Here is a 23706-nt window from a genome sequence, read left to right as displayed (position 1 = left end):
TGAGGATTATTTCTCATCGGTTCCATTTTCGTTCCGGCCTCTACGCATCATAACGTTGAGCTGCACTTGGCCATTTGGCGTAACTTTTTGAAGGGTCTTTTAAAAAGTTACGCTAAAATCTCTCAAAGGCTCAGTCAACGTCGTAAAAGTTACGCCGGAAGTTACGCCAAACTAGGGAGTTGCACTATGCAGTTTGATGCGCGCGCGGCCAAGCTGCTGACGGCCGGACAACACTGTACCATTACCGAGTGTCCAGGTCTGCGGCTTGAGGCAACGACGACGACCCGGAAGTGGGTCTACCGCTACAAGAGCCCCGTCGACGGGAAAATGCGACAGGTGAAAATCGGCGAGTGGCCGTCGCTGTCCGTATCGGCCGCGGTGGCGGCGTGGGAGCGCTTGCGCGCGGATCGCGCTGGCGGTGTCGATGCGGCCGCACTGAAAAAACAGGCGCTAGCCGATACGCGGGCGGCGGCGGCCATCGAGCGCGCGGCGGCAAGTGCGGATCGCCTGACGGTACGGCGCCTATGCGGGTTCTACCTGGCCGGCCGGGTCGAAGGGCACCGCAAAGAAAAGGGCGCCGCAGAAGTGCGCCGCGTATTCGACACCATGCTGGGAGAATTCGGCGATCTGACACCGGACCAGGTCACACGCGCCGCCGCCTTCAATCTGCTTGAGTCCTATCTTCACATTCCGGTGCAGGCAGCCAAGCTGCGGGCGGAACTTGGCGGCGCCTGGGATTACGGGCTCGATTCGGGCCGCCTGTCGGACAGCGTGCCGAACTGGTGGCGCCTGATCATGCGCGGGCGCCTGCGCAGCAAGGGGCGCAAGGTTGGCGGCGAGTCGATTGGCACCGGTAAGCGCGTGCTATCGGCCGACGAGATCGGAATACTGATTCGCTGGCTGCCGAACTTTACACGGCTAATTGAGGACGCGCTCACCTTGTACCTGTGGACCTGCGCGCGTGGCGGCGAGATCCTGATGATGGAGCGGCGCGAGATTAGCGAGGAACCGGATGGCATGTGGTGGACCCTGCCGAAAGCAAAGACCAAGAACGCGCGGCATGAAGGCGCGACTGATTTCAGGGTGCCGCTGGTGGGCCGCGCCGCTGCGATCGTGCGACGCCGGCTGGAGACGGAAACGGGTAGCTACCTGTTCCCATCGTCCGGCGCGCTGGGGTATGTCGAGCAGAAGGTCGTCGGCGTCGCGGTGTGGACCCGGCGCCAGACGTGCACCAGTCGGCCGGAACTGAAGCGTTCCCGTTTGCCGATGGCTGACTGGACGCCGCACGATCTGCGGCGCAGTTCTCGCACCCTGCTGGCAGCGCTCGGCTGTCCTGAAGAAGTGGGTGAGGCACTTCTGGGACACATGAAAGGCGGCATTGTCGGTGTGTATAACCGGCACAGCTACGACAAGGAGCGGCGTATCTGGCTGGCCCGTCTTAGCGATCACTTGGAAGTCCTAGCTGCCAGCTGATGTGGGTTTTGGTTTGCGCTGACCGGTATTGCGCGGCGGTGGCAGATTGGACACGGGGCGCGTCTCAGCCCACTCCTCAATTTCGCGCACCAGCCAGCCGACGCGCCGTCCGGAGAGCTGCCGCGGTGCAGGGAACTTCCCCTCACGCACTTCGCGCTGAATCGTCGCTTCGGCTAGTGACACCGCGAGGGCGACCTCTGGCAGTTCCAGGTACAAAGGCTTCAAGATAGTTGCTCCGAATTGCCTGCAAGATTAGCGTGAAGGTCGGCCATTCGCTTCGCATCCGGCGATGGGTCTCCATGGGACTTGGACGGCGCGCAGTTGCCGCCCCCCTGCTGCAGCGCGGTGCCTGTGAATTTCGCTGCCCGCCAAGTACTTTGCTCCATTGAGAAAATAGCATCTAATGTCAGATCAACGAAAAGTCCTAATTTGCGCGCGGCTAAGTGGAAGGCACGCCAGCGCTGCGCGCTCGGCTAAGTCAACGGCACGCCCAGCGCTACGCGCACGGCTAAGTCAACGGCACGCCCAGCGCTACGCGCACGGCTAAGTCAACGGCACGCCCAGCGCTACGCGCACGGCTAAGTCAACGGCACGCCCAGCGCTACGCGCACGGCTAAGTCAACGGCACGCCCAGCGCTACGCGCACGGCTAAGTCAACGGCACGCCCAGCGCTACGCGCACGGCTAAGTCAACGGCACGCCCAGCGCTACGCGCACGGCTAAGTCAACGGCACGCCCAGCGCTACGCGCACGGCTAAGTCAACGGCACGCCCAGCGCTACGCGCACGGCTAAGTCAACGGCACGCCCAGCGCTAAGCGCACGGCTAAGTCAACGGCACGCCCAGCGCTAAGCGCACGGCTAAGTCAACGGCACGCCCAGCGCTAAGCGCACGGCTAAGTCAACGGCACGCCCAGCGCTAAGCGCACGGCTAAGTCAACGGCACGCCCAGCGCTAAGCGCACGGCTAAGTCAACGGCAGGCCCAGCGCTAAGCGCACGGCTAAGTCAACGGCAGGCCCAGCGCTAAGCGCACGGCTAAGTCAACGGCAGGCCCAGCGCTAAGCGCACGGCTAAGTCAACGGCAGGCCCAGCGCTAAGCGCACGGCTAAGTCAACGGCAGGCCCAGCGCTAAGCGCACGGCTAAGTCAACGGCACGCCCAGCGCTAAGCGCACGGCTAAGTCAACGGCACGCCCAGCGCTAAGCGCACGGCTAAGTCAACGGCACGCCCAGCGCTAAGCGCACGGCCAAGTCAACGGCACGCCCAGCGCTAAGCGCACGGCCAAGTCAACGGCACGCCCAGCGCCACGCGCACGGCCAAGTCAACGGCACGCGCAGCGCCACGCGCACGGCCAAGTCAACGGCACGCCCAGCGCTACGCGCACGGCGAAGTTAACGGCACTCCCAGCGCTACGCGCACGGCGAAGTTAACGGCACGCCCAGCGCTACGGGCACGGCGAAGTTAACGGCACGCCCAGCGCTACGCGCACGGCTAAGTCAACGGCACGCCCAGTGCTGCGCGCACGGCGGAAGTCAACGGCAAGGCGGGCGCCGCGCACGGTCAAAGTAAGTGCAACGGCGCGCAGCGTTACCCGCAGGACGACGCTTCAGAAATTCATCGACCCGCAGCCCAGTAAGAAGAATAAGAACAGGAATAGAATAAGAATAAGAATAAGAATAAGTCGCACAATAAGCGTAGGTTCCGCGCCCAGTTTCACGCGGAGGGAACGCACGCGGCCGGAATCGCCGCAGCTGAAATTGCGGGACTGAACGCAGAGGTGCTGCGTAGCGCCGAACGGCTCGCGGCGGCTAAGGAAGAGGCTGCCGTGTTACGAAACGAAGTACATCTGATCGAACGCTGCTACTGACGTAGCATTCCGGCGAACACAGGGGCACTTCGTCCGATGCAGCAAAACCGGGCCCAGTGCCGCCCTCGAAGAGAACCATCAAACGGCAAGGTAACGGTAACGCATCGCGTTAGCAGGAGCAGGCGGCTTCGGCGTGCCGTTGTGATGGCGTTTTAAATCTCGGGGGGCTTAGAGATGATGGCAGCCACTTGCGGACACTAAGCGCTTCGGCGTATGCTCACGGACCGACGTTGAGGACATCCCCTCTGGAGAAATGTTCGCCTAAGTGCCGCATGCTGGCGCATCTTCACACAGCACAAGAGCGGCAAGAATATCTGAGGTTGCCCGCCGGTTGGGTTGGCATCCTCGTTTAAAGATTTGTTTCCCAACACTCTGGGACCCGTCATCCGAAAACAGTCCCACTGACCACGCAGAGCGTCAGGGCGCACCTCGGAGGAATTACTCCCGAACAGGCTCGCGCGGAAGCAAGCCCAGGCGACGACATCGTAGACGGCCAAGGCTTGCCATATCGATGGCAGACTGCAGCCTGATCATCCGCCCCGAGTCCGCCGCGACAACACTCGGAGATGTGCGGAGGAAATCAGAAGGGGGAAGTTTCCGTTTTAATTACAGTATGGAATGCAAATGACGACGCACTATATTCTTCAAGCAGCAGACGGAAGGATGGTTACGAATGACAGGGAGCGAGGGGCGTCATTGACCAGAATTTCGGGTCTTTGCTATGTGTGGGATTCCAAAGAAATGGCAGAACGTGAACTTCCCGCCTATCAAGCAATACTGGGTACGCCGCTGACCGTCCAAATTCGGGTGACGAGTTCATTGATTCGTTCGCTGCGTTCTCCATAGCTCGGTTACATTCCTTCGATATTGCGCCATTTGCCTGTTGTCCAGCGTGCCTGCCATTGTGGACCGGCACGCAAACGCCGGTCGCAGCTCCATCTCGGCCGTATTCGTCGGCGGCGCTCGCAATTCGTGCGGCGGTCGTTGCTGGATAGCTCCGCAAGGTCGGTTAGTACTTAAGGCGCGACAGGCCGCTGGATTGCCGTTTCTCCGGATACCGATGCATCACTGGCACGACAGCAGTCCGTGCGGAGCCGGTCGCGGCCGATACCGCGAGAACCTTTAGCTGCTAATGCAGAATAGTTCCGCAGAAAACCCTTGGGGACGGGGGCGCGGGTGTCTTTGACGTCCGGGCGTTGTCGTGAAAGAGTTTCTTTCATCACGGATTGCCGTCATACCGACGGCGTCGTGACAACAGTGTAAACTTCGGGTCACGTTCGCGATTGTTCGGGCGTTGGCTGTGTTAACATACAGTATTATCCTTGGCAGTGCTGAGGCATGCGCGCAGGTCCAGGGGCAGTCAAGCCGCTCGTGACGTCAGACTGTTTGTTTGTTTGTTTGTTGTAATTTCAGAGAAGAGAGCACATGGTACGTGAGAGTGATGAGCTGACGCTCCTGAAGAAGGCGCTGGAAAGCTATGACCCGAAATTTATTGCCGAGTATCTGAACCGGGTAGCGCCGGGATCGTGGAGCAGGGAGATATTGAAGCGGTGGATCAGTGGCGCCGAGAGCACGACGACTTTCAGTGACGCCGAGTACCGGCACCTGTCAGGTCTTCTGCCCCAACCACCTAAAAAGCGCGCTGCACACGACTTCGACTTCATTGATTTGTTCGCCGGTATCGGCGGGATACGGCGCGGTTTCGATGAGGTCGGCGGACGCTGTGTGTTTACCAGCGAGTGGAACCCGTTTGCCGTGCGCACGTATAAGGCAAACAATTATTCGGACCCGCAGCACCACGTTTTCAACGAAGACATCAGGACGGTGACGCGGAGCGACCGGCCGGAGGTGTCAGAAGAAGAAGCGTACCGCCACATCGATGAGCAAGTGCCGGACCATGACGTTCTGCTAGCCGGGTTTCCGTGTCAGCCCTTCTCGATTGCCGGCGTTTCGAAGAAAAATTCGCTGGGTCGCAAGCACGGCTTCGAGTGCGATACCCAGGGTACGCTGTTTTTTGATGTCGCCCGTATCATTGCGGCCAAGCAGCCGGCCGCGTTTGTGCTGGAAAACGTCAAGAACCTCAAGAGCCACGATAAAGGTAACACTTTTCGGGTCATCATGAAGGCGCTGGACGAACTGGGATATGAGGTTGCTGATGCGGACCACACCTCTCAGCCGGACCCCAAAGTCATTGACGGTGTGCACTTTGTGCCGCAGCATCGCGAAAGGATCGTGCTGGTCGGTTTCCGCAGGGACCTCGGTGTGCACGAGGGCTTCACCTTGAAGGACGTTGCGAAGCTCTATCCGAAGCGCAAGCCTGCGCTGGGCGACATTCTGGACAAGAAGGTTGATTCAGCCTATGTGCTCACCCCGAAGCTGTGGGAGTACTTGTTTAATTATTCGATTAAGCACAAAGCCAAGGGAAACGGCTTCGGCTACGGCCTCGTGAAAGAGACCGATGTGACGCGCACCCTGTCCGCGCGCTACTACAAAGACGGCTCCGAGATCCTGATCGACCGGGGCTTCAACCCTGAGCTTGATTTCGGCCACCAGAAAAATATCGAGAATCGTCCGCGCCGTCTGACGCCGCGTGAATGTGCACGGCTCATGGGGTATGACGGTCCGGGCGAGGAAAATTTCCGCATCCCCGTATCCGATACGCAGGCCTATAAGCAGTTCGGCAATTCAGTCGTCGTTCCCGTGTTTTCTGCTGTGGCGAAACTGATGAAGAGTCGCATTGTTGAAGCAAAGCGTATTCAGCAACAAGAGCAGAGGCGGAAGCTGGCCGCATAAGCCGATGACAGATGTGCACACTCCGGAGCGCCGCAGTAAGAATATGCGCGCGGTCCGGAGCAAGAATACCAGCCCGGAACTGCTGGTCCGAAAACTGTTGTTTGCGCGCGGACTCCGCTTCCGCCTGCATGTCGCTAGCCTTCCGGGCGCACCCGACATCGTCCTGCCGAAATACCGCACAGTTATCTTCGTGCACGGGTGTTTCTGGCACGGTCACGACTGCTATCTCTTCAAACTTCCTCAGACCAGAACCGATTTCTGGCAGTCAAAAATTAAAGCGAACAGCGAGCGTGACCTGCGCAACGCAGAGACCTTGCGACTCGCGGGCTGGCGCGTACTTACTGTATGGGAGTGTGCGCTCAGAGGGCGCCTGAGGCAGGATAAAGATGAGCTCGGGGACCGGCTGGCCCGGTTAGTTCGCTCTGACCGGGAATCCTTGTGTACGGAACAGCGCCACATTCCGGCGAACCGTGTCGCTCCGGCCGACATGCCCGCCGAATAAGAAAACTTCGGCCCGTCTTGTGCGAACTATATCCCACTGTAACCATTAAACAACAGGATAAATCCCGGGAATTTATTCTAAGTTATTGATATTTATGTAAATGTTTTTTCGTCCGAGTCTTTTTAAGTGACGAATAAAAAAATTGTGTTTTCCAAAACATTTACTAGTGGTAACGTGTGTTCATCTTGCAAAGAGGCTACAGATGAACACTTTTCCGTCCGGGTTTGAACACGCCCCCCGTTCAGTCGCAGAACTTTCGTCGCTCCTGGCATCCGTGGGGGCGGATCTTGCGCTGCTGAAGGTACTGCCAAAGAACGCCAACGACAAGAATCAGATTTATCTGGCCGCCGACTTTGGTGTTCTGTATGACCTGTTTGACTTGACGCTGGCCGAACGCGGCGAAAGTGCGAGCGAAACGAAGGCGCGGTCCGAGCCGGGCAGCCGGATTTCTGAGGCCGTATTCAACAGTTTCGCCTGGTTGCGGCGTGACGGCACGCTGGTGCCGGCCAAGCGACTCAAGGCAATTATCTATTCGCAGTATCCCGAAGCGCGACTGTCCGGCCTGCACACCGTTGACAATACAATGCCGCAGGCGCTGTCCGTCGCGTACACGAAGCTGCATCCGGAAGCAAAGCGACTGCTGGTGCTGGCCCGTCTGCCGCGCGGTAAATGCATCGGTATTGTCTGTCTGGACTTTTCGCCCGCATTTGAGCTTGAGCTCGCAGCGCTGCCGGGCTTTGAGCGCGCCCGCGCCTGCAAACGCCTGACCGCCGAACAGGGCAATAGCAGCAAACTCGAGGCTCGCCTCGCCGCCGTTCTCGGCCGGTCCGTGCGCGGCTGCCGACTCGATACATACGGCCGCTCGCTGCCATTTTCCGGAACACAGGTGTGCGGTTATACGCTCGAACACGAGCTCGGTATTAATCCCAATTCGGATTCCGATGGCGATCTGTACGGCATCGAGTTGAAGACGCACACGCAGATCAAGGTCACGCTGTTTACGCCGGAGCCCGACGGTGGCTTCTATGCGAAAGACTTCGCCGGCTTCATGAAGAAGTACGGGTACCGCGACAGCGACGGTGACCTGCGGCTGACAGGCATACACCGCGCCGGCGTGACCTGCGCTAAGTCGGGACTTACGCTACAGGTCCGCGAATTTCGCGGAGAGGGCGGCGAGCGCAGGGCATACCCCTACGATCCTGCGACACCGCTGACCGCGAAATTTGATGCTGTTGACGTCGTACTGGCCGGGCCGGACGGGGAGGTCGCCGCCTCTTGGAGTCTTGAGCGCCTGATGAACTGCTGGGGCGCGAAGCACAACGAGGTCGTCTATATCGCGGCGTCCAGGGTCCGGAATCCCGACAGCGCGGAATTCGACGCCGGATATGAGCATCTTGTGAGGTTCGAAACGACGGTTATTTGGTGCCGCAACACGACGGCCGAGCGGCTTCTGAAGGCGATCAGTGACGGCGTCATTTTTCTCGATCCGGCACCCAAGCTGCATGCGACCGACCCCTCGAAGAATAAACGGCGCGCGCAGTGGCGCGTCAATGACATCACGAAGGCCGCGAGCGCCTTGTATTCGGTGGTTGAATTCAGGACGGTCGCGCCGGTTGCATCCTGAGCGTGCGCCTTCATTATCGGCGTCGCCGGCATATTCAGGATCGACTAACACAGGAGGAAATTTGAACGATAAGGAACTGATTGTTGACTTGCTGATTCGTGCGGTCTGGGGGAATATCTTTCCGGAACTGTGGGGTAAACGCACGCATACGATGGGTCGGGCGTATGTCAAGAATGATTTTCACAATGCGTTCATCAACAAAATCACGGGTTTCCTTGGCGAATTGCGGTACGCAAGCGTTACACGGATTAATCCTGCAATTTGTGCAGGTGGATGGTTTCTTCCTGTAGATCCCGCATCCGAAGATCCGCTAGAAAACACCTGCTATTACAGCGTCCTCGGCAGCGGGTGCAGCGCTGTCCAGACTACTTACGCCGGGCTGAAGAAGGCGCTTCCAGACATTCCGATGTTCTTACTTCGGCCGCGTTTGGATCTTGACCTGCGTTCGCTTGATATCTCCAGTTTCGTGTACTTCAAATTCGAAGGCGGTCAGTTTAATGAGGTTGGGCACGACGTTTTCTTCGGACAGTGGAAAAAGAAGGAGCCCGGGAGGAAGCCTTCGCGTCTGCCGGACATCGATGCGGAGGAAAGCAGGGATACGATCGCGTTTGCAAGGAAATGTCTGATATCGGCCGATGCGATTGATACCGATCTGATGAGGGACTTGCTGCTCGACCGGCACATCTTTGATGTCGAATTGTCGGGCTCATACCGAAAAGGGCGACCGACTGATCTGGACTTCATCAAGGTCAAAAAAGACGGGAAGTTGAAGCTGGTCGACGTGAAGTACAAGTTTGTGAGTGCAAGCAACGAACTCGGTGTCAACGCGGATCATCTTCCGTTTTTCGAGCGAATGGATCAAATTCTTGGTACTGAAACGGCGTATGTCGTCAGTCTTCGGCGCAAATCTGTGGAATGGTCCCATCTTGGCTGGTACTACGTTCCGATGTCCGAATTTTACGGCGCGGAATCGAGTAAGGGAAATGTCGGCATGAATGGCGAGTCTGCAATAGCGACGAACATGCGGCCATTAAGCACGTTTTCTCATTGGAGTGGTTATCGGTGGGACGATGAAAAAATTTGAGTACCACAGCCGTGTTGCTCAGTCGGGCGAAACTTGACAGCTGCCATCCGTCGGAAGACCGCTTCCGAGGTGCCGGCGCGAGCAGAGTTTCGATACCAGGGAAGATCATAAGAAATTTCCTGATTTGTCCCTTTGGTGGTCGAATCGCGCCTGCCTGTTGGTTCCAGGAAAATGAAAGGTTGTAAGAAGTTAAAATTTGCGTGAATCGAAAATCTCCCGATCGTGCCTCAGCCGTCCTCCAGACGGCGACCTCCAGGAATTCTCCATAGGTCTTTCCAGTGTAAGGATGCGAAATTCCGGCATTCATCCCATCGAAAACGTTATGAAAAAAGGAGCGAAGGGGGATTTCTGAACGCATATTTCGAGTATTATTTCACAATCGAAATATTTCGATTCTTTCATTAGAAAATGCAGGCTGTCGGACAGAACCTGTCGGGATGACGGCAAGACCTTACGCAAAATTTCGGGGAAACCATGCGCTTCGAAGGGTTAGACGGGCGGCAGTCCGAGGTAGTGATGGCGTCGGCCGTGGATCGACTGCTGGTGGTGGCCGGACCTGGAGCGGGGAAAACGCAGGTGTCTGCATTGCGGCTTGTGAATCTGGTGGATGCAGGGCTGACCCCGCGTGAAATACTGGTGTTAAGTTTCTCCCGCAGCGCTGTCCGTACGCTCGCGCGAAGGATCGAGCAGCTTGCCTCGACCGCGGAGTCGCTGGTGGAGGAGTTGCGATATATGTCGATCCGAACCTTCGATTCGTGGGCCTTCCGCTTCCTGCGGCAGATGGGAGCGCAGCCGGCCGAGCTGCTGTCCGCATCGCACGATCAAAATATCCAGAAGCTCATCGATGTATTATCAGGACCTTCGCGTTCCCAGGCCTTCGAGCTGCTGTCTGGCGTGCGGCACCTGATTATCGACGAATTTCAGGACCTGCCAGGCGTTCGCGGGACGCTGGTCCTGACGCTGCTGGATTTACTCGCACCGCCGACGCGCACCGGAGTCGGTTTTACCGTGCTGGGTGATCCCGCGCAGGCAATCTACGAATTCGCGGCACGGCAGCCGGATGCAGCCGGCGCCCGGAATTGCTGGAAGCTGCTGCGGGAGCAGTATGGCGCCGGACTGCGGCAGATCGTGCTGGACCGGAACTACCGTTCGCGTCCGGAACTGGCATCGCTTTCTGCCAGCCTGCGGCAGGTGCTTGGCGGTGATGCCGACGCGGGGCACAAGCTGCTGGAAGTACGGCGTCAGATCGGGCTGCTGGGCGTAAGTGAAGTGCCACTCGGTCCCGGGTGGCTGGAAACAATACCGGAAGGGGCAGTTGCCATTCTCACCCGTACCAATGGTGAGGCGATGAACGTTGCGAAAAAGCTTGCCGGATCCGAAATGGAAGGGGGACCTGTCGCCGTCCGTCTGCAGTCGGTCGGGAAACACGCTCCCGTGCCCGCGTGGATTGGTGCCCTGCTCGGTCCTCTCAAATCAACGACCATCGTTCAGAGTCAGTTTCTGAAAATTCATGCCCTCAGCCGTGATCGTCTTGGTCAGCCAACCTGCGACGCGATCGGTCTTCCCGAGGCCGGCGCGGCCTGGCTGCGGCTGCTGCGCGCGAGCGGTGAGGCAGATGCGAGCGCATCGCTGGATATGGCGGACTTGCGGGCACGCCTCAACTGGCCTGATGCTTTTCCTGACGATGCTGCGCCTTCCGGGAACGGGGTGTTCATTTCGACGGTGCACCAGGCGAAAGGCATGGAGTTCGAGACCGTTGTAATCCTCGAGTCCGAGCCCGACAAAGAGGATAAGCCTGAGGAATACCCGGAGGAGGAAGCTCATGTCGGCTTTGTCGCCATCACGCGCGCCGCCCGTCAGCTCAGCCGGATTCCGCCTGGCCAGATCTACCGCGCACCGACAACCTGGACTTTTGGCAATGGCTCCCGACAGCGTCTTTGCCACCGGTGGGGAGGATGGATCAATCTCGCAGTCGGTATCAGCGGCGACATCGATCCCTGCAGCTTCGTCGACCCTGAGGTGCACGGAACCTCCGACGATGTCGCCGAGACACAGGCACTGCTGCTCGAGCAGGCCCGGCAGCTGTGCGGGCACAAGGTCATGCTCGTCAAAGCTGCGATCGATACAAACCGGTATGTCTACAACATCTACCTCCAGGACGACTCCGGTCCCGGCAGACTGCTCGGACGGACCACTGCGCAGCTGACATACGACCTTCTCTCTGTGCTGGGAGGCAAGTCGCCACTGCCGGGCAAAATCTACAATTTACGGATCGGCGACATCGTAACCGTGGTCGGTCCGGACGAAACGACGGTGGCGGTTCCTGCGCAGTTCCGGGCCAGCCGGCTGTGGCTCGGGGTAACGCTGTTCGGGACCGGTGACTTTAAACCTTTCAGGAAGGCGTGAAGCGGTTATGAACAATCATCAGGTCAGGGCCGAAACGGTTGCCCGGATATCTGCTTTGCTGCTCGGCCCGATGGAGGCAGCCGAGGTGATCGGTTCCGCACCGGCCGACACCTATCTGACCGGGATCCTGTGGCCGCAGGGCGCGCCATCTGATCCCGCCGATGATGACACCGGAAGTGGCGTCGGTGACGAGAACGAGGCGGGCGCCGAGCTGGACGTACCGGGATACCGTGCGGTGCGTCCGTGTTCAATTGGCATGACGTTCGCCGTCGATGCAGGAGCGACCGTTGTGATTAGTCTGGCCGAGACGGCGCGCTACATGCAGGTACCGGCGCCCGTCGAAGCGCAGGACCAGCAGCCCGGCAAGAACGGAAAGGCAATCGCTCCGGCGCGGCCGCACTGGCGCAGAGTTGCGCTCGGTTACACGCTGCAAATTGCTCCCGACGTCAGCGCAGCCACGTGGCGCACCAGTACGTTTGCAAATGCGGACGGCAGCCCGGTTCACGACAGCCGGATTGCGCTGCACGTGCGCAGACGCGCTGGCACCGGACAGCAGATTTTTACTGTTACGCTTATCAATATCGCGCCCGAGCCGGACGAGAGCGATCACCGCGACCTCGCATGTCTGTTCCAGTCGGGCATCTCTGTGGTGGCAACCGGACCGTCCGGAGGCGCAGCGATCCGGGCTCGCCACAGTCTGCCGCCCGGTATCGATGACGAAGATGCGCAAAGCGCTGCACTGCTGTATCGCGACGTCAGTGAGTTTGCCATCGGACACGGCGTCGCTGTCAGCTGGTCCGATCCGGACGGCAGCGCGGTCAGACGCGTGCGGACAGACTGGCTTCCCCAGTCCGTCGTGAAAGGGACGAGCGCGGACGGACATGCGCTGCTCGGGCAATTTGCGAAGGCGCATCCGCTGGCGCTTGCCGCTGCCTTCCTGTCCGACGAGACAGCGCGCTCCCAGATCAGCCTCGCGATGCACGCGTTTGTCGATGCGTACGCCACATGGATCGACCGGCAGCTGCGACCGCAACTTGGCAGTTTCGGCGACGCCATGCTCGAGCAGGCGGCGGCAAGAAACATGGCACGCTGTGTCGACACCGCCGCGCGGCTGCACGCGGGCGTGCGGGTTCTGGAAGAGAATGATCATGCATGGAGCGCATTCGCACTTGCCAATCTGGCGATGGACCACCAGTCCCGCTACCCGGCCAAGGGCGACCGTGCCCGTGCGCTGGTGTGGCGGCCGTTTCAGCTGGCATTTATGCTGCTCGTTATTCCGGGTCTTGTCGACCCCGCCGATGATCAGCGCGATTGCATGGATCTGCTGTGGTTCCCTACTGGCGGAGGGAAGACCGAAGCCTATCTCGGACTGACCGCCTTCCAGATATTTTTCACCCGTCTCGCCCAACCGGCGCGCCGCGCGCACGGCGGAGTTGACGTGATGATGCGGTACACCCTGCGCCTGCTCACCGTACAGCAGTTCCAGCGCGCTGCGGCACTGGTCTCGGCCTGCGATGCAATCCGCGCCGGAGACGCGCGGCTCGGTAGCGCGCGCATTACTCTCGGGCTGTTTGTCGGCGGCGACGCCACTCCGAACAGGATGGACGATGCGCGCACTGCGCTGACCGGTGAGCGCGACGGCCAGGCGCCGAAGTCGACGCCACGCCAGCTCCTGCGCTGCCCGGTATGCGGTACAGACCTGAACGCATCGGCGTACCGCGCTTCGCCTACCGATCCGCGGATCGACATTGTATGTGAGGCAACGGCGTGTGAAACCGGCGGGATCCCTTTGCCGGTGCTGACCGTTGACGAAGCGATCTATGCCGCACCGCCGTCGTTGCTGATAGGCACTATTGACAAGTTCGCGCAGCTGCCGCGCAGCAGTGACATCCGCCAGCTGTTCGGACTTGACGGGGGGCTGCGGCCGGGCCTGATCATTCAGGATGAGTTGCACCTGATCTCGGGCCCGCTGGGATCGATGGCAGGGCTGTATGAAACGGCCGTCGATCTGCTCTGTACAGTTAATGGCGTCCGGCCAAAGGTGATCGGCTCGACTGCGACGATCGGCCAGGCCGCGCGCCAGGTCCGGGCGCTGTTCGACCGTACGGTGCTGCAGTTTCCGCCACCCGGGTTCGATGCTGCCGATTCCTTCTACGCCGTCCGCGACGAAGTGGGGGCCGACCGGATCTATCTTGGCGCGGCCTCGGCGGGCCGCAGCCCGAAGTTCTCGCTGCAGGCCATCATCGCAGCCCTTCTGCAGGGTGTCGGCTCGATCCTCGAAAGCGGGCTCGCCGCTGCCCATGGCGTCGATCCCTACTGGACCTGCGTCGCCTATTTCAACAGCCTGCGCGAGCTGGGCGGTGCAGACGTCCTCATGCAGGATGACGTCCCGCGCCAGATTGCCTTTCTGGCCGGGCGCCTCGGGGTGACGCCGCGCCAGCTGGAGATGCCGCCGGTGGAACTGAGCAGCCGGGTATCGTCACGCGACCTGCCGGCCCTTCTGCAGAGCCTGGAAACGCCGTTGAACGACGACCCGTATGCCGGTCCGCCCAAGGACTCGGTGCTCGCCTCAAACATGATCTCGGTGGGCGTCGACGTGCCGCGACTCGGGCTCATGGTGGTGAACGGGCAGCCAAAGTCTACCGCAGAATACATTCAGGCCAGCAGCCGCGTCGGGCGCGGCATGCCCGGGCTGGTCGTCACACTCTACAATTTTGGGCGGCCGCGCGATCTTTCCCATTTTGAACATTTTTGTGGGTACCACGCCGCGCTTTACCGGAGCGTCGAAGCGAGCAGCGTCACGCCGTGGGCGCCGCGGGCACGTGACAAGGCGCTGCACGCGGTGGTAGTGGCCACGATCAGACACCTGGTGCAGGGAATGGCTGGTGATGCAGATGCCGCGCGTTTCAATGCGGCTGATCCGGAAGTCGTGCGTCTGCTCGATCTGATCCGGGAAAGGATCGACTCCTCGTCGCAAGGCGTCGAAACCGCCGACGCATGCGATGACATTGAGGCGATCGTCGACCGCTGGGCCGGGCGCAGTCACGACAGCCGCGTCGGCGGCACCAGACTGGGCTACTGGGAACGGAAGGCGCCGTTCGGCAAGACCGCGCCGCACCTGATGCGATCTGCTGAAGAACCCGGTCAGGCAAACGGACTGGCGTGGAGCACGCCAAACTCGATGCGCGAGGTCGAGCCATCCGCTGCCTTCAGGCTGAAGAGAATTGAGAAAAAGGGGGGCACCGATGGGAATGACAGGTAAGCCGAAATGGCCGAGTGCAGGGAGCAGGGGAGCGGCGCCGCCGGCGGTTGCAGCAGTGGAACCGCTCGGCACGGTACGCCGCTCGCAGCTGGTATCGACTTACAGCATCGGTGCGATCATCGACCTGGAGAAAGGGTCCTTCATGCCGATGGGACTGGAGGACTGGGAAGGGGCTACCCGACAGTTCTCGCTGACGATCAGCGAAGCGCGTTTGCAGGCGCAGCTCGGTGTGACCCATTTCCGTCTGCCGCCGGTTGCTGCAGCGATTCCGGGAACGCGGCTGGTCGAGGAAAAGCCGACTGTGCCGGCCGTGCGCTTTCCGTTATGGCATGAGTGTCCGAAGTGTCATCGGATCGGCACCGAAGGCAGCCCGTTCGAGCTGGCCGCTGACGGCAGCCGGCTCAATTGCACCGCCTGTGGCAAATCGGTCAATACCAACCCGGTCCGCTTTGTGGTCGCTTGTCGCAAGGGCCATATCGACGAATTTCCGTGGGAATGGTGGGCGCACCGCAACCACAAGGCCGGGATCTGCAAACGCCCCGGGCTGTATCTGCAGTCGATGGGGAAATCCGCTGCGCTGGCCGATCTCAGCGTAGTCTGCAAGGCATGCGGTGCACCCCCGGTGTCGCTCGGCGATGCCTTCAGCCCTGGCAGCGTCAACAGTGTCTGCGGCGGCAGCCGGCCGTGGCTGTACGACCGCCAGTCTGGCTGCGATGCGATGCCCCGGGTGATCCAGCGCGGCGCATCCAACGCATATTTCCCGGTCGTTGCGTCAGCCCTGTCGATTCCGCCAGTGTCCGATGCGGCATTCCAGATCATCGAGGAGAACTGGCTGACGCTGGGGGCGGTGGCGGCGGAAGCAGTGACGCCAGTCCTGGAAAGCATCGCAGCACATTTTGATGTCGCGTGTGAGATCCTCACGGCGGCCTACAGGGAGAAAATCAAGCTCGATGGCGGTGCGGATCAGTACACTGATTCGGGATCGCGGGCCGAGGAATACGCGGCGCTGTCGAGCGATCGCCACGATCAGCCCCTCGGCGGGCACGTGCCGCAGTTCCAGAACACCGTACTCGACCCGCCGGCCGCGCTGGCCGGATGGTTCGACGTAATCGGTGCGGTGTCGCGACTCCGCGAAGTGCGTGCACTTGCCGGCTTTTCCCGGATTGAACCCTATCCGGTCAGCGCCGAGCGGATCGCCCACGAGGTGACGGAAGGCAACATCGCGCCGCTGTCGAAGACGCCGCGTTCGTGGCTGCCGGCGGCCGAAATCCGCGGCGAGGGAATCTTTCTGCGATTCCGTGCGGAGGCGATTGCACGGTGGCTGAAGGACAATCCTGCGATCAAAGCCCGTGTGGCGGCGCTGGAATCGCGCTCGGCTGCCATCGCCGCTGAGCGCGGCTATACGCGTGACTATACGATCACTGCGCCACTGTTACTGGTGCATTCGTTTGCGCACGCGCTGATCCGCCAGATTTCAATCGACTGCGGTTACTCGTCTTCCGCGTTACGTGAACGGCTTTACGTCGCAGAACCGAAAGGGGATCACGCGGCAATGAACGGTCTGCTTGTCTACACGGGATCGCCCGATTCCGAAGGCAGTCTGGGCGGGCTGGTGCGGCTGGCCGATCCTGCGCAGCTCGAGCGTATCGTGCAGCAAACCATCCGCAGCAGCCAGTGGTGCGGCAGCGACCCGGTCTGCCTCGAAGGCGACCCGCGGCAGTCAGGTGACCGAATCAGCGGAGCCGCCTGCCACTGCTGCCTTCTGGTTCCGGAGACATCGTGCGAAAAATTCAACCGTGAGCTCGATCGCACCATGCTCGTTGGCGACGCCGACGGCAGATGGCAGGGCTACTTCGGCACCAGGGAACAGGACTGAACACAATGGCAATTCTGATTCCGGATACACCGAAGGAGTGCGGCTATGGCGAGCGGCGCGTCTACGAAAAGCTTGGCCGCGACCTGGATAAGGACTGGATCGTGCTGCACTCGCTCGGACTGCACGGGCACGCCACCAAAATCTGGGGCGAAGCCGATATTGTCGTTCTCTCGACAAAGGGCATTTTCGCGCTGGAAGTGAAGGGGGGCAAGGTATCGTGCACCGACGGAGTCTGGCATTACGGTGCGCCAGGCGGGGCAGGATACTCGCGAAGGGAGGATCCGTGGACCCAGTCGAAGGGAACGATGTTCGCAATCAAGGAGCTGCTCGAAAGGGCGGATGACCGGTTCCGGCACCTGCTGTTCGGATTCGGCGTAGTAATGCCCATGGAAACATTTACCGCAGCCGGAGCCGAAATCGAACCGGCCGTGCTTCTTGACCGCCGCGATTTTGGCCGCAATCTGGGATTCTACATAGGTGATCTCCAGCGCCACTGGACTGGGGAACTGCAGCAGAAACACGGACGGGCGCCACGCCTTCCTACCCTGGACGACATCCGCCGGGCGCGCGCGATCCTGCGGCCCGACGTCGATTCCGCCTATAGCATCGGCAGCTACCTTAACGGGATGGAAAGTACGCTGTTGCAGCTCTCTAACGATCAGATCCGGACGTCGCGCCGGATGGCCTCGAATCCCCGCACAGTGGTGCGCGGAAAGGCCGGCACCGGCAAGACAATTATCGCCGTCGAACGGGCGAAACAGCTGGCGCAGCAGGGGCTCAGGGTCCTGTTCCTGTGTTTCAACCAGCTCCTGGCCGAACACATCCGAAAAAGTCTTGATGCCAACCCGCGCGCCGCCAGTATCGATGTTTGGCATGTCCATTCGCTCTACCGGACTGTCATCGAACGTGCCGGAATGCAGGGCCGGCTCGCCGATCCCCAAGCCGACAGTACGGAGCTGTACGCCACCGTGTTCCCCCAGACGTTCATCGATGCGGCGCTCGAGATGGAGACACCGCAGTGGGATGCGCTGGTGATCGACGAGGCCCAGGACCTGCTGACCCCTGACAATCTCGATGCATTCGACCTGATCCTGCGCGACGGGCTGAACCACGGACGCTGGCATATCTTCTTCGACCGGTTGCAGAATATTTACGGCACCGAAATCCAGGATGCCGTCGAAAAGCGTCTTTCCGAAGCGCAGCCAGCGTTCGATGATTTATTCGAAAACTGCCGCAACACGCGCCAGGTGGCGGTGCAGGCTTCGATGATTTCGGGTATCGATCTTGCGCTCGAAGGCGCGCCGGACGGGGCTAGCTGCGACAACGTCTACTACCCCGACAGCGCCTCGTTTGCCGGTATCTTTAAACAGCAGGTAAGAAATCTGTTACAGCGCGATGTCCTTGCGCGCGACATCGTGATCCTGTCGACCAGACGGCGGGAAAATTCACTCATGCGCGATGTGGCCGATGTTGACGGCATACCCTTGGATGACGTGCGCCATGCCGGTGACAACGCGCTCGCGTTCTCGACCATTCACGCATTCAAGGGACTGGAACGGAAAGTCGTGCTGGTGACCGATCTCGATGAAATCGGGCAGGAAGCGTGGGCCATGCTGCATTACGCCGGTCTCTCCCGGGCAAGCGGATTGCTGATCGCATTTCTTCCAGCGTCTGCGCGGCCAGCCTACGCCGCTCAGGCGGCCGCGTTTGCCCGCCGGCGAATTTCCGGCTGACGTTGCGGGTCGGCATATCAATTCCGGATTACCGGACAAGCAGCAAGGGAGCCAGCATGTGGAGCAAGGGTACTCAGGTGTTTCGGACGGACAACCCGGCGAAGCGCGGAACGACAAGCGGCGCAGTAAGGGCACGTGGATCGACTGAATACTATAGCGTGCGCTGGCAGGACGGCTCGCTCGATTATGTAGCGGAGGACCAGCTGCAGGCGTTCTCTGCCGTCGATCTTGATGACCCGTATGCGGTGCTCGAGAGCGGCCAGTTCGGCAGGGCGGAAAACCTCCGCAGAAGTTTGACCTTCGTTCACCTTTCCGGGCGTCTGGCGAATCTGGTCTATTCGATGGGGGTCACCAATACCGAATTCTTTGCGCATCAGTACAAACCGTTGCTGACGCTGCTCGATTCGCCGGCGGATGGTCTGCTGATCGCAGACGAAGTCGGTCTTGGTAAAACCATCGAGGCCGGGATCATCTGGACCGAACTGCGCGCACGCGAGGATATGCGGCGCCTTCTCGTTGTGTGTCCGGCTATGCTCAGGGAAAAGTGGCGCGAAGAACTGAGGCACCGTTTCGGCATCGATGCAATACTAACCGACGCCCATACGCTCGCTGACGAAATGAAGCACGCCCTGTCGTCCGGAACCTCGAAGGCATGGATATGCAGCTATCAGTCGCTGCGGCCGCCCAAAAGCTGGCAGCCTGCCGGTGGCGCGAAGGAAAAGACGGTCTCGGCCCGGGCGAGGCTGGCAGATCTGTTCGACGAGCAGGCCGGCGACGCACCTCTGTTCGATCTTGTCATTTTTGATGAGGCGCACTACATGCGCAACCCGGAAAGTGCGGCGCACGTACTGGGCACGCTGCTCAGAGAAGTGTCGCATTTCCGGGTGCTGCTTTCGGCAACGCCGATCAACCTTGCGAATGACGATTTGTATCACCTGCTCCGGTTATGCGATCCGGACCATTTCCAGTTCAAATCAAGTTTTGAAGAAATGATCAGCGCAAACAGGCCGCTGGTGATGGCCCGCGATGCCGCGCTGCGAATCGGGTCCGGCGCGGACGAGATCATGGCGCTGGTGAATCAGGCTGGCGCGAGTGAGCTGCTGGCCGGATCACGCCAGATTGCGGCGATCGCCGGCAGTCCGCCCACTGACGAACTGTTGCGCAGTCCGCAGTTTCGCGCTGAACTCGCCGCGACTCTGGAACGCGTGAATCTGCTCGCCCATGTCCTGACGCGAACACGAAAGCGCGACGTTCAGATCGAGCGGCCGCGGCGCGAGGTGCGGGCGGAGTCGGTGCAAATGACAGAGCCCGAGCGCCGTTTCTATCAGTATGTGACCGAGGCGACACGCGAGTTTGCAGTCAGGAAGTCGATTTCGGACGGATTTCTGCTGGCAACGCCGCAGCGGCAGGTTTGCAGCTGCCCCGCCGCCTTCGCGCGCGCCTGGCTCGGATCGTCCAGTGCGCTGGCGGATGATCTGGCCACATCAGTGCTGGAAGACGGAGAAGAAAGCGGCAGTGAATCGGAGCTGGAAGAAATCAGCACCTCGCTGAAGGAATTCCTGGTGACGCATCGTCCGCCGGGTCTGAGCGCCGATGAGCTGGAGCGGAACGATTCGAAACTCGGACGTCTTCTTGCGGTGCTTGGCGAATATTTCGGTGCCTATCCGGAAGAAAAAGTAGTGCTATTTACCGCGTTTCGCGCCACCGCCCAGTATCTCAGCGAAAGTCTGGACAGGGCGGGGATGGGCAGCATGCTGCTCTGGGGGGGGATGCGCGAGTCAAAACAGGGCCTGCTGGATGAATTCCGCGATCGTCCTGAGCTCAAGGTGCTGGTTTCGACCGAAGTCGCGTCGGAAGGTGTCGACCTGCAGTTCTGCCGGCTGCTGGTCAACTACGATCTGCCGTGGAACCCGATGCGGGTGGAACAGCGCATCGGCCGTATCGACCGCCTCGGCCAGAAAGCGAAAGTCATTCATATCTGGAATATTTTTTATCGGGACACCATTGATGAAAGGATTCTCGGCCGGCTCCTTTCAAGGCTTCGAATCTTCGAGGAAGCGCTGGGCGAGCCGGAGCCCGTCATCGGCGAGATCATTCAAAAACTCGAGGCGCGCCTGCTCACTGCGGTTTTGACGCCCGGGCAGGAGGATGCCGAGATCGAACGCGCCAGGCAGGCCCTGGAGAACGTGCGGCTGCGGCAGGCCGAGTTCGAACGCAATGCCGCGCAGATGATTGCCCATGGCGGGCTGGTTCTCGAGCGGATTTCAGCCGCCCGCGATGTGGCGCGCCGGGTCACCGAATCCGATCTGAAGATTTATGTGCGTGATTTCCTTGCACAGCACGCCCAGGGGCACCAGTTCGTCGAGCTTCACGATGCGGACAGTTTCCTGATCCAGCTCCCTGTCGCGATGGCGACGGAGCTTGAGCAGTTCTGCCGTGACAGCGGCCTTGTAGGCCAGACATTGCTGGGAAACGGCACCGCGCGCACGTGCCGCTTTTTCAACAGTATCGCCGCCCAGTCGACCGCGGTGCGTGAATCAATTCACCAGTTCCATCCGTTAATCCGGTTCATTAGCCATAAGCTGAAATCGGTTGGCGAAGCGTTCTACCCGATTGTGGCAGTCGCCATTTCCGCAGCACTGGCGCCGGCGGTGAGGGCGGGCGCGTACATGTTTGCCATCCGGCGCTGGACCTTTGCCGGAATCAAAGAGGAAGAATGGCTGCAGTCGGCGGTTTGCAGGATTGACGACCAGACCTTGCTCGATGATGAAACCGGGGACCAGCTGGTCAGTATCGCCCGTCTGGACGGACACGACTGGCTTGAGGCGGCGAATGTCATCCCTCGACAGCAGGCGGCGGACTGCCTCGACCTGCTCGAAACCCATCTGGAGGCCGCGTATCGGCGCACCGCCAGCCGGAAGCAGGACGAAAATGAGGACCGCCTGATGTTCCAGCTACATGGCATCGACCGCAATCTGCATTCACGGATCACCATACTGCGCGCGACTCTCGATCAGCACGCCCAGCTGGGGCGCACCGGCCTTGTCAGGGCCACACAGGGGCGTATCGATAAACTGCAGGCGCGGATGGATATGAAACGCGAGCAGGTGCGCCAGCGCGAGCGGCTCGTCCATGACCATCATCTTGTGTGCGCGGGGCTGCTCCGCGTCGGGGAGTAACGGAATGGCCGATCTGAAATCCGAACTGAAAAAAATCCGGGCTCAGCGGATCGACACACGTTCCGCCCCCCCAAGAGCAGCCCGGGAGCAGCGTCCGACCGAATCGCGCCGCGACAGGGGGGAAACCGCAGTCCTTCGGACACTGCAGCCCGCCCCGGCGACGGATGAATCCGCTAAGGGCGTCTGCGGCCCGCGCCGCGATTCAGGTATCGGTGCGGCCGTTTCCATGCAAAAGGTCGCGCGCCTGGCGTCGCCTGTCCCGACGGTATTCAAGCCACTAACTAAATCCGGTCTGTTACGACAGAAACTGTACCGCGATCCGGCTGACTGGGTTGCCTGCGGCGTGAATACGCAGATGGAATCCGCCAGCGTACTACGCCACGTCGACATCGTCATCGGTCTGGATTTCGGTACCTCCTACACCAAGGCGGCAGTCGGCTTCATGGACAAGATTTATCCGGTGACCTGGGAGGGCGTGTCGTTGGCCGTGCCCTCATTCCTGCTGGCGAGCGAATATACTGTCGGGCCTCTTGGCGACGCGATGTTCGGCCAGCATCCTGCTTGCCGGCTGGATGAGTTCGCGACGGACCTCAAGTTACCATTCCTCCAGCCCGGAGCGTCGGCGCCTTCAATCGCCCGTGCTGCTGTGTTTCTGGGAATGGTGCTCGGTTACATCCGCGCGTGGGTATTCAGATATCACAGCAAAAAACTGAGCGGGGCGACGATCCGATGGCAGCTTAATCTGGGCGCTCCGTGCAACGGTATGGAGAGCGAGCGCATCGTCAAAGCGTACGAGCGACTGGCCGACATGGCATGGGTACTTAGTATGCATCCCGACGGGCGGAAATTTATCACTGCCGAGTCGCATGCATCGGCGTCGCTGCCCGGGCCCCCCTGTGCTGACCTGATCGCGCGCACGATCTGTCCTGAATTCGTGGCGCAGATGGCCGGCTACATGGCATCGCCCCAGCGCGTGCGCGGGTTGCACGCGCTGATCGATGTCGGTGGCGGGACGGTGGACATAGTAACCTTCAACGTCCATGCAATCGAAGACGAAGACACGTTCCCGTTCCTGGTGCCGGAAGTCAGGCCGCTCGGAACGCATGCGCTTTCCCATAACCGGCTGACCGACATCGAGGAACCTGCCACTGCCGCGGATTACGATGAGCTCGATCCTGTACCTGAAGCGGAAGAGTTTGCAGCCCGCGCCGGCATCGGGATCGGTCACGTTCGCGAGCGTGACGCGCTGTTTTCGCAATCCGTCTCGAAATCCGTGCGCAGCGTATTTGCCACCACAAAGGCACGACGCTACCGGCTCTCCGATGCGTGGGCTGGCGGAGTAAGAACATTCTTCACAGGCGGCGGATCCAGCGTCGGGCTTTACCAGGACGCTATCGCGCGCGCACATTTGCCGGGTACTGGCGGCCTGTTGATCAGGCCCTTGCCCCTTCATCCCAGGCTGGACGGACTACCGCTTGACAGCGGCCAATATCAACGGGTGTCCGTGGCATGCGGACTGGCGCAGGATTCGTTCACACTGGCCAGAATTATCGCCGCGAACGAGGTCGAGGATGACACGCCGGTCATGTACCAAACTGCGGACCGGCCGGATAGAGACGACATATACGGCTGAGCACGCACACACCGGTACGTTTCTCTAGCCTCTGAAGGTTTTAGCCAGCGGTGAACGCTCAGCAGAAATTCGGGCCTGCGCGGGGGGCCCGGCAGAAGCGGTTTTCCGGGCAATGGCAGTTCCTGTGTGAAGTGGCGGTTCCCGGCCTCGGCACCGCGGCCTTCTCAGTCGTTCGACACAATCGCCGAGCGTCATCCAGATTCTTCGATCTAACCGATGATGAGAGGATGCCCCGGTAATATGACGCGCGTCACTCATATTGAACCGGATGGGCGCA

13 protein-coding genes are annotated in these 23706 nt (G+C 60.4%); 12 read left to right on the top strand and 1 reads right to left on the bottom strand.

Annotation, left to right across the window (positions count from 1 at the left end; translation table 11 throughout):
• Positions 1-186 precede the first annotated feature (186 nt).
• Positions 187-1473, top strand: coding sequence for a site-specific integrase (locus Q4S45_RS14005; protein ID WP_305505165.1), 1287 nt, complete (start codon positions 187-189; stop codon positions 1471-1473).
• Here the strand turns inward: Q4S45_RS14005 and Q4S45_RS14000 are convergent.
• Positions 1459-1698, bottom strand: a complete 240-nt coding sequence (locus tag Q4S45_RS14000) for an AlpA family transcriptional regulator (protein WP_305505163.1) — start codon at positions 1696-1698, stop codon at positions 1459-1461. The genes Q4S45_RS14005 and Q4S45_RS14000 overlap by 15 nt on opposite strands.
• A 2263-nt stretch (positions 1699-3961) precedes the next feature.
• On the opposite strand from Q4S45_RS14000, the gene Q4S45_RS13995 reads away from it, so the two are divergent.
• The 11 genes from Q4S45_RS13995 (at position 3962) to Q4S45_RS13945 (ending at position 23429) form a co-directional block, all read left to right on the top strand.
• Positions 3962-4183 (top strand): hypothetical protein, encoded by a 222-nt coding sequence (locus Q4S45_RS13995; RefSeq protein ID WP_305505161.1) that lies wholly within the window; start codon positions 3962-3964, stop codon positions 4181-4183.
• Positions 4184-4762: 579 nt separating this feature from the next.
• A complete protein-coding gene (dcm, locus tag Q4S45_RS13990; RefSeq protein ID WP_305505160.1) occupies positions 4763-6130 on the top strand; it encodes a DNA (cytosine-5-)-methyltransferase in 1368 nt (455 codons plus the stop codon).
• 4 nt (positions 6131-6134) lie between these two features.
• Positions 6135-6632: a very short patch repair endonuclease gene (locus tag Q4S45_RS13985; RefSeq protein ID WP_305505158.1), complete on the top strand. Its 498-nt coding sequence runs from the start codon at positions 6135-6137 to the stop codon at positions 6630-6632.
• A 202-nt stretch (positions 6633-6834) separates the two neighbouring features.
• Positions 6835-8256, top strand: a complete 1422-nt coding sequence (locus tag Q4S45_RS13980; RefSeq protein WP_305505156.1) for an MvaI/BcnI family restriction endonuclease — start codon at positions 6835-6837, stop codon at positions 8254-8256.
• A 61-nt stretch (positions 8257-8317) separates the two neighbouring features.
• On the top strand, positions 8318-9340 hold the full coding sequence (locus Q4S45_RS13975) for a hypothetical protein (RefSeq protein WP_305505154.1): 1023 nt from the start codon (positions 8318-8320) through the stop codon (positions 9338-9340).
• A gap of 528 nt (positions 9341-9868) precedes the next feature.
• Positions 9869-11746 (top strand): UvrD-helicase domain-containing protein, encoded by a 1878-nt coding sequence (locus tag Q4S45_RS13970; protein WP_305505152.1) that lies wholly within the window; start codon positions 9869-9871, stop codon positions 11744-11746.
• Positions 11747-11753: 7 nt separating this feature from the next.
• Positions 11754-15008, top strand: a complete 3255-nt coding sequence (locus Q4S45_RS13965; RefSeq protein WP_305505150.1) for a helicase-related protein — start codon at positions 11754-11756, stop codon at positions 15006-15008.
• Positions 15009-15063: 55 nt separating this feature from the next.
• Complete coding sequence (gene drmB / locus Q4S45_RS13960) at positions 15064-16884, top strand: DUF1998 domain-containing protein (protein WP_305505148.1); 1821 nt, start codon at positions 15064-15066, stop codon at positions 16882-16884.
• 5 nt (positions 16885-16889) lie between these two features.
• Positions 16890-18617, top strand: a complete 1728-nt coding sequence (locus Q4S45_RS13955; RefSeq protein ID WP_305505146.1) for a nuclease-related domain-containing DEAD/DEAH box helicase — start codon at positions 16890-16892, stop codon at positions 18615-18617.
• Between the two features lie 56 nt (positions 18618-18673).
• Positions 18674-21796, top strand: coding sequence for an SNF2-related protein (locus tag Q4S45_RS13950; protein ID WP_305505144.1), 3123 nt, complete (start codon positions 18674-18676; stop codon positions 21794-21796).
• Between the two features lie 4 nt (positions 21797-21800).
• A complete protein-coding gene (locus Q4S45_RS13945; protein ID WP_305505142.1) occupies positions 21801-23429 on the top strand; it encodes a hypothetical protein in 1629 nt (542 codons plus the stop codon).
• The last annotated feature ends 277 nt before the right edge of the window (positions 23430-23706 follow it).

Source organism: Massilia sp. R2A-15 (assembly GCF_030704305.1).
Taxonomy (GTDB): Bacteria; Pseudomonadota; Gammaproteobacteria; order Burkholderiales; family Burkholderiaceae_D; genus JAFCUW01.
Note: the sequence above shows the minus strand (reverse complement) of the source record. Positions and strands in the feature narration are given on the sequence as shown.

Excerpts from the sequence above, each read along its gene's own strand:
- dcm (WP_305505160.1), top strand. The coding sequence starts at position 4,763 with ATGGTACGTGAGAGTGATGAGCTGACGCTCCTGAAGAAGGCGCTGGAA.
- Q4S45_RS13945 (WP_305505142.1), top strand. The coding sequence starts at position 21,801 with ATGGCCGATCTGAAATCCGAACTGAAAAAAATCCGGGCTCAGCGGATC.
- Q4S45_RS13995 (WP_305505161.1), top strand. The coding sequence starts at position 3,962 with ATGACGACGCACTATATTCTTCAAGCAGCAGACGGAAGGATGGTTACG.
- Q4S45_RS14005 (WP_305505165.1), top strand. The coding sequence starts at position 187 with ATGCAGTTTGATGCGCGCGCGGCCAAGCTGCTGACGGCCGGACAACAC.
- Q4S45_RS13950 (WP_305505144.1), top strand. The coding sequence starts at position 18,674 with ATGTGGAGCAAGGGTACTCAGGTGTTTCGGACGGACAACCCGGCGAAG.
- Q4S45_RS13980 (WP_305505156.1), top strand. The coding sequence starts at position 6,835 with ATGAACACTTTTCCGTCCGGGTTTGAACACGCCCCCCGTTCAGTCGCA.
- Q4S45_RS13955 (WP_305505146.1), top strand. The coding sequence starts at position 16,890 with ATGGCAATTCTGATTCCGGATACACCGAAGGAGTGCGGCTATGGCGAG.
- Q4S45_RS13965 (WP_305505150.1), top strand. The coding sequence starts at position 11,754 with ATGAACAATCATCAGGTCAGGGCCGAAACGGTTGCCCGGATATCTGCT.
- Q4S45_RS13985 (WP_305505158.1), top strand. The coding sequence starts at position 6,135 with ATGACAGATGTGCACACTCCGGAGCGCCGCAGTAAGAATATGCGCGCG.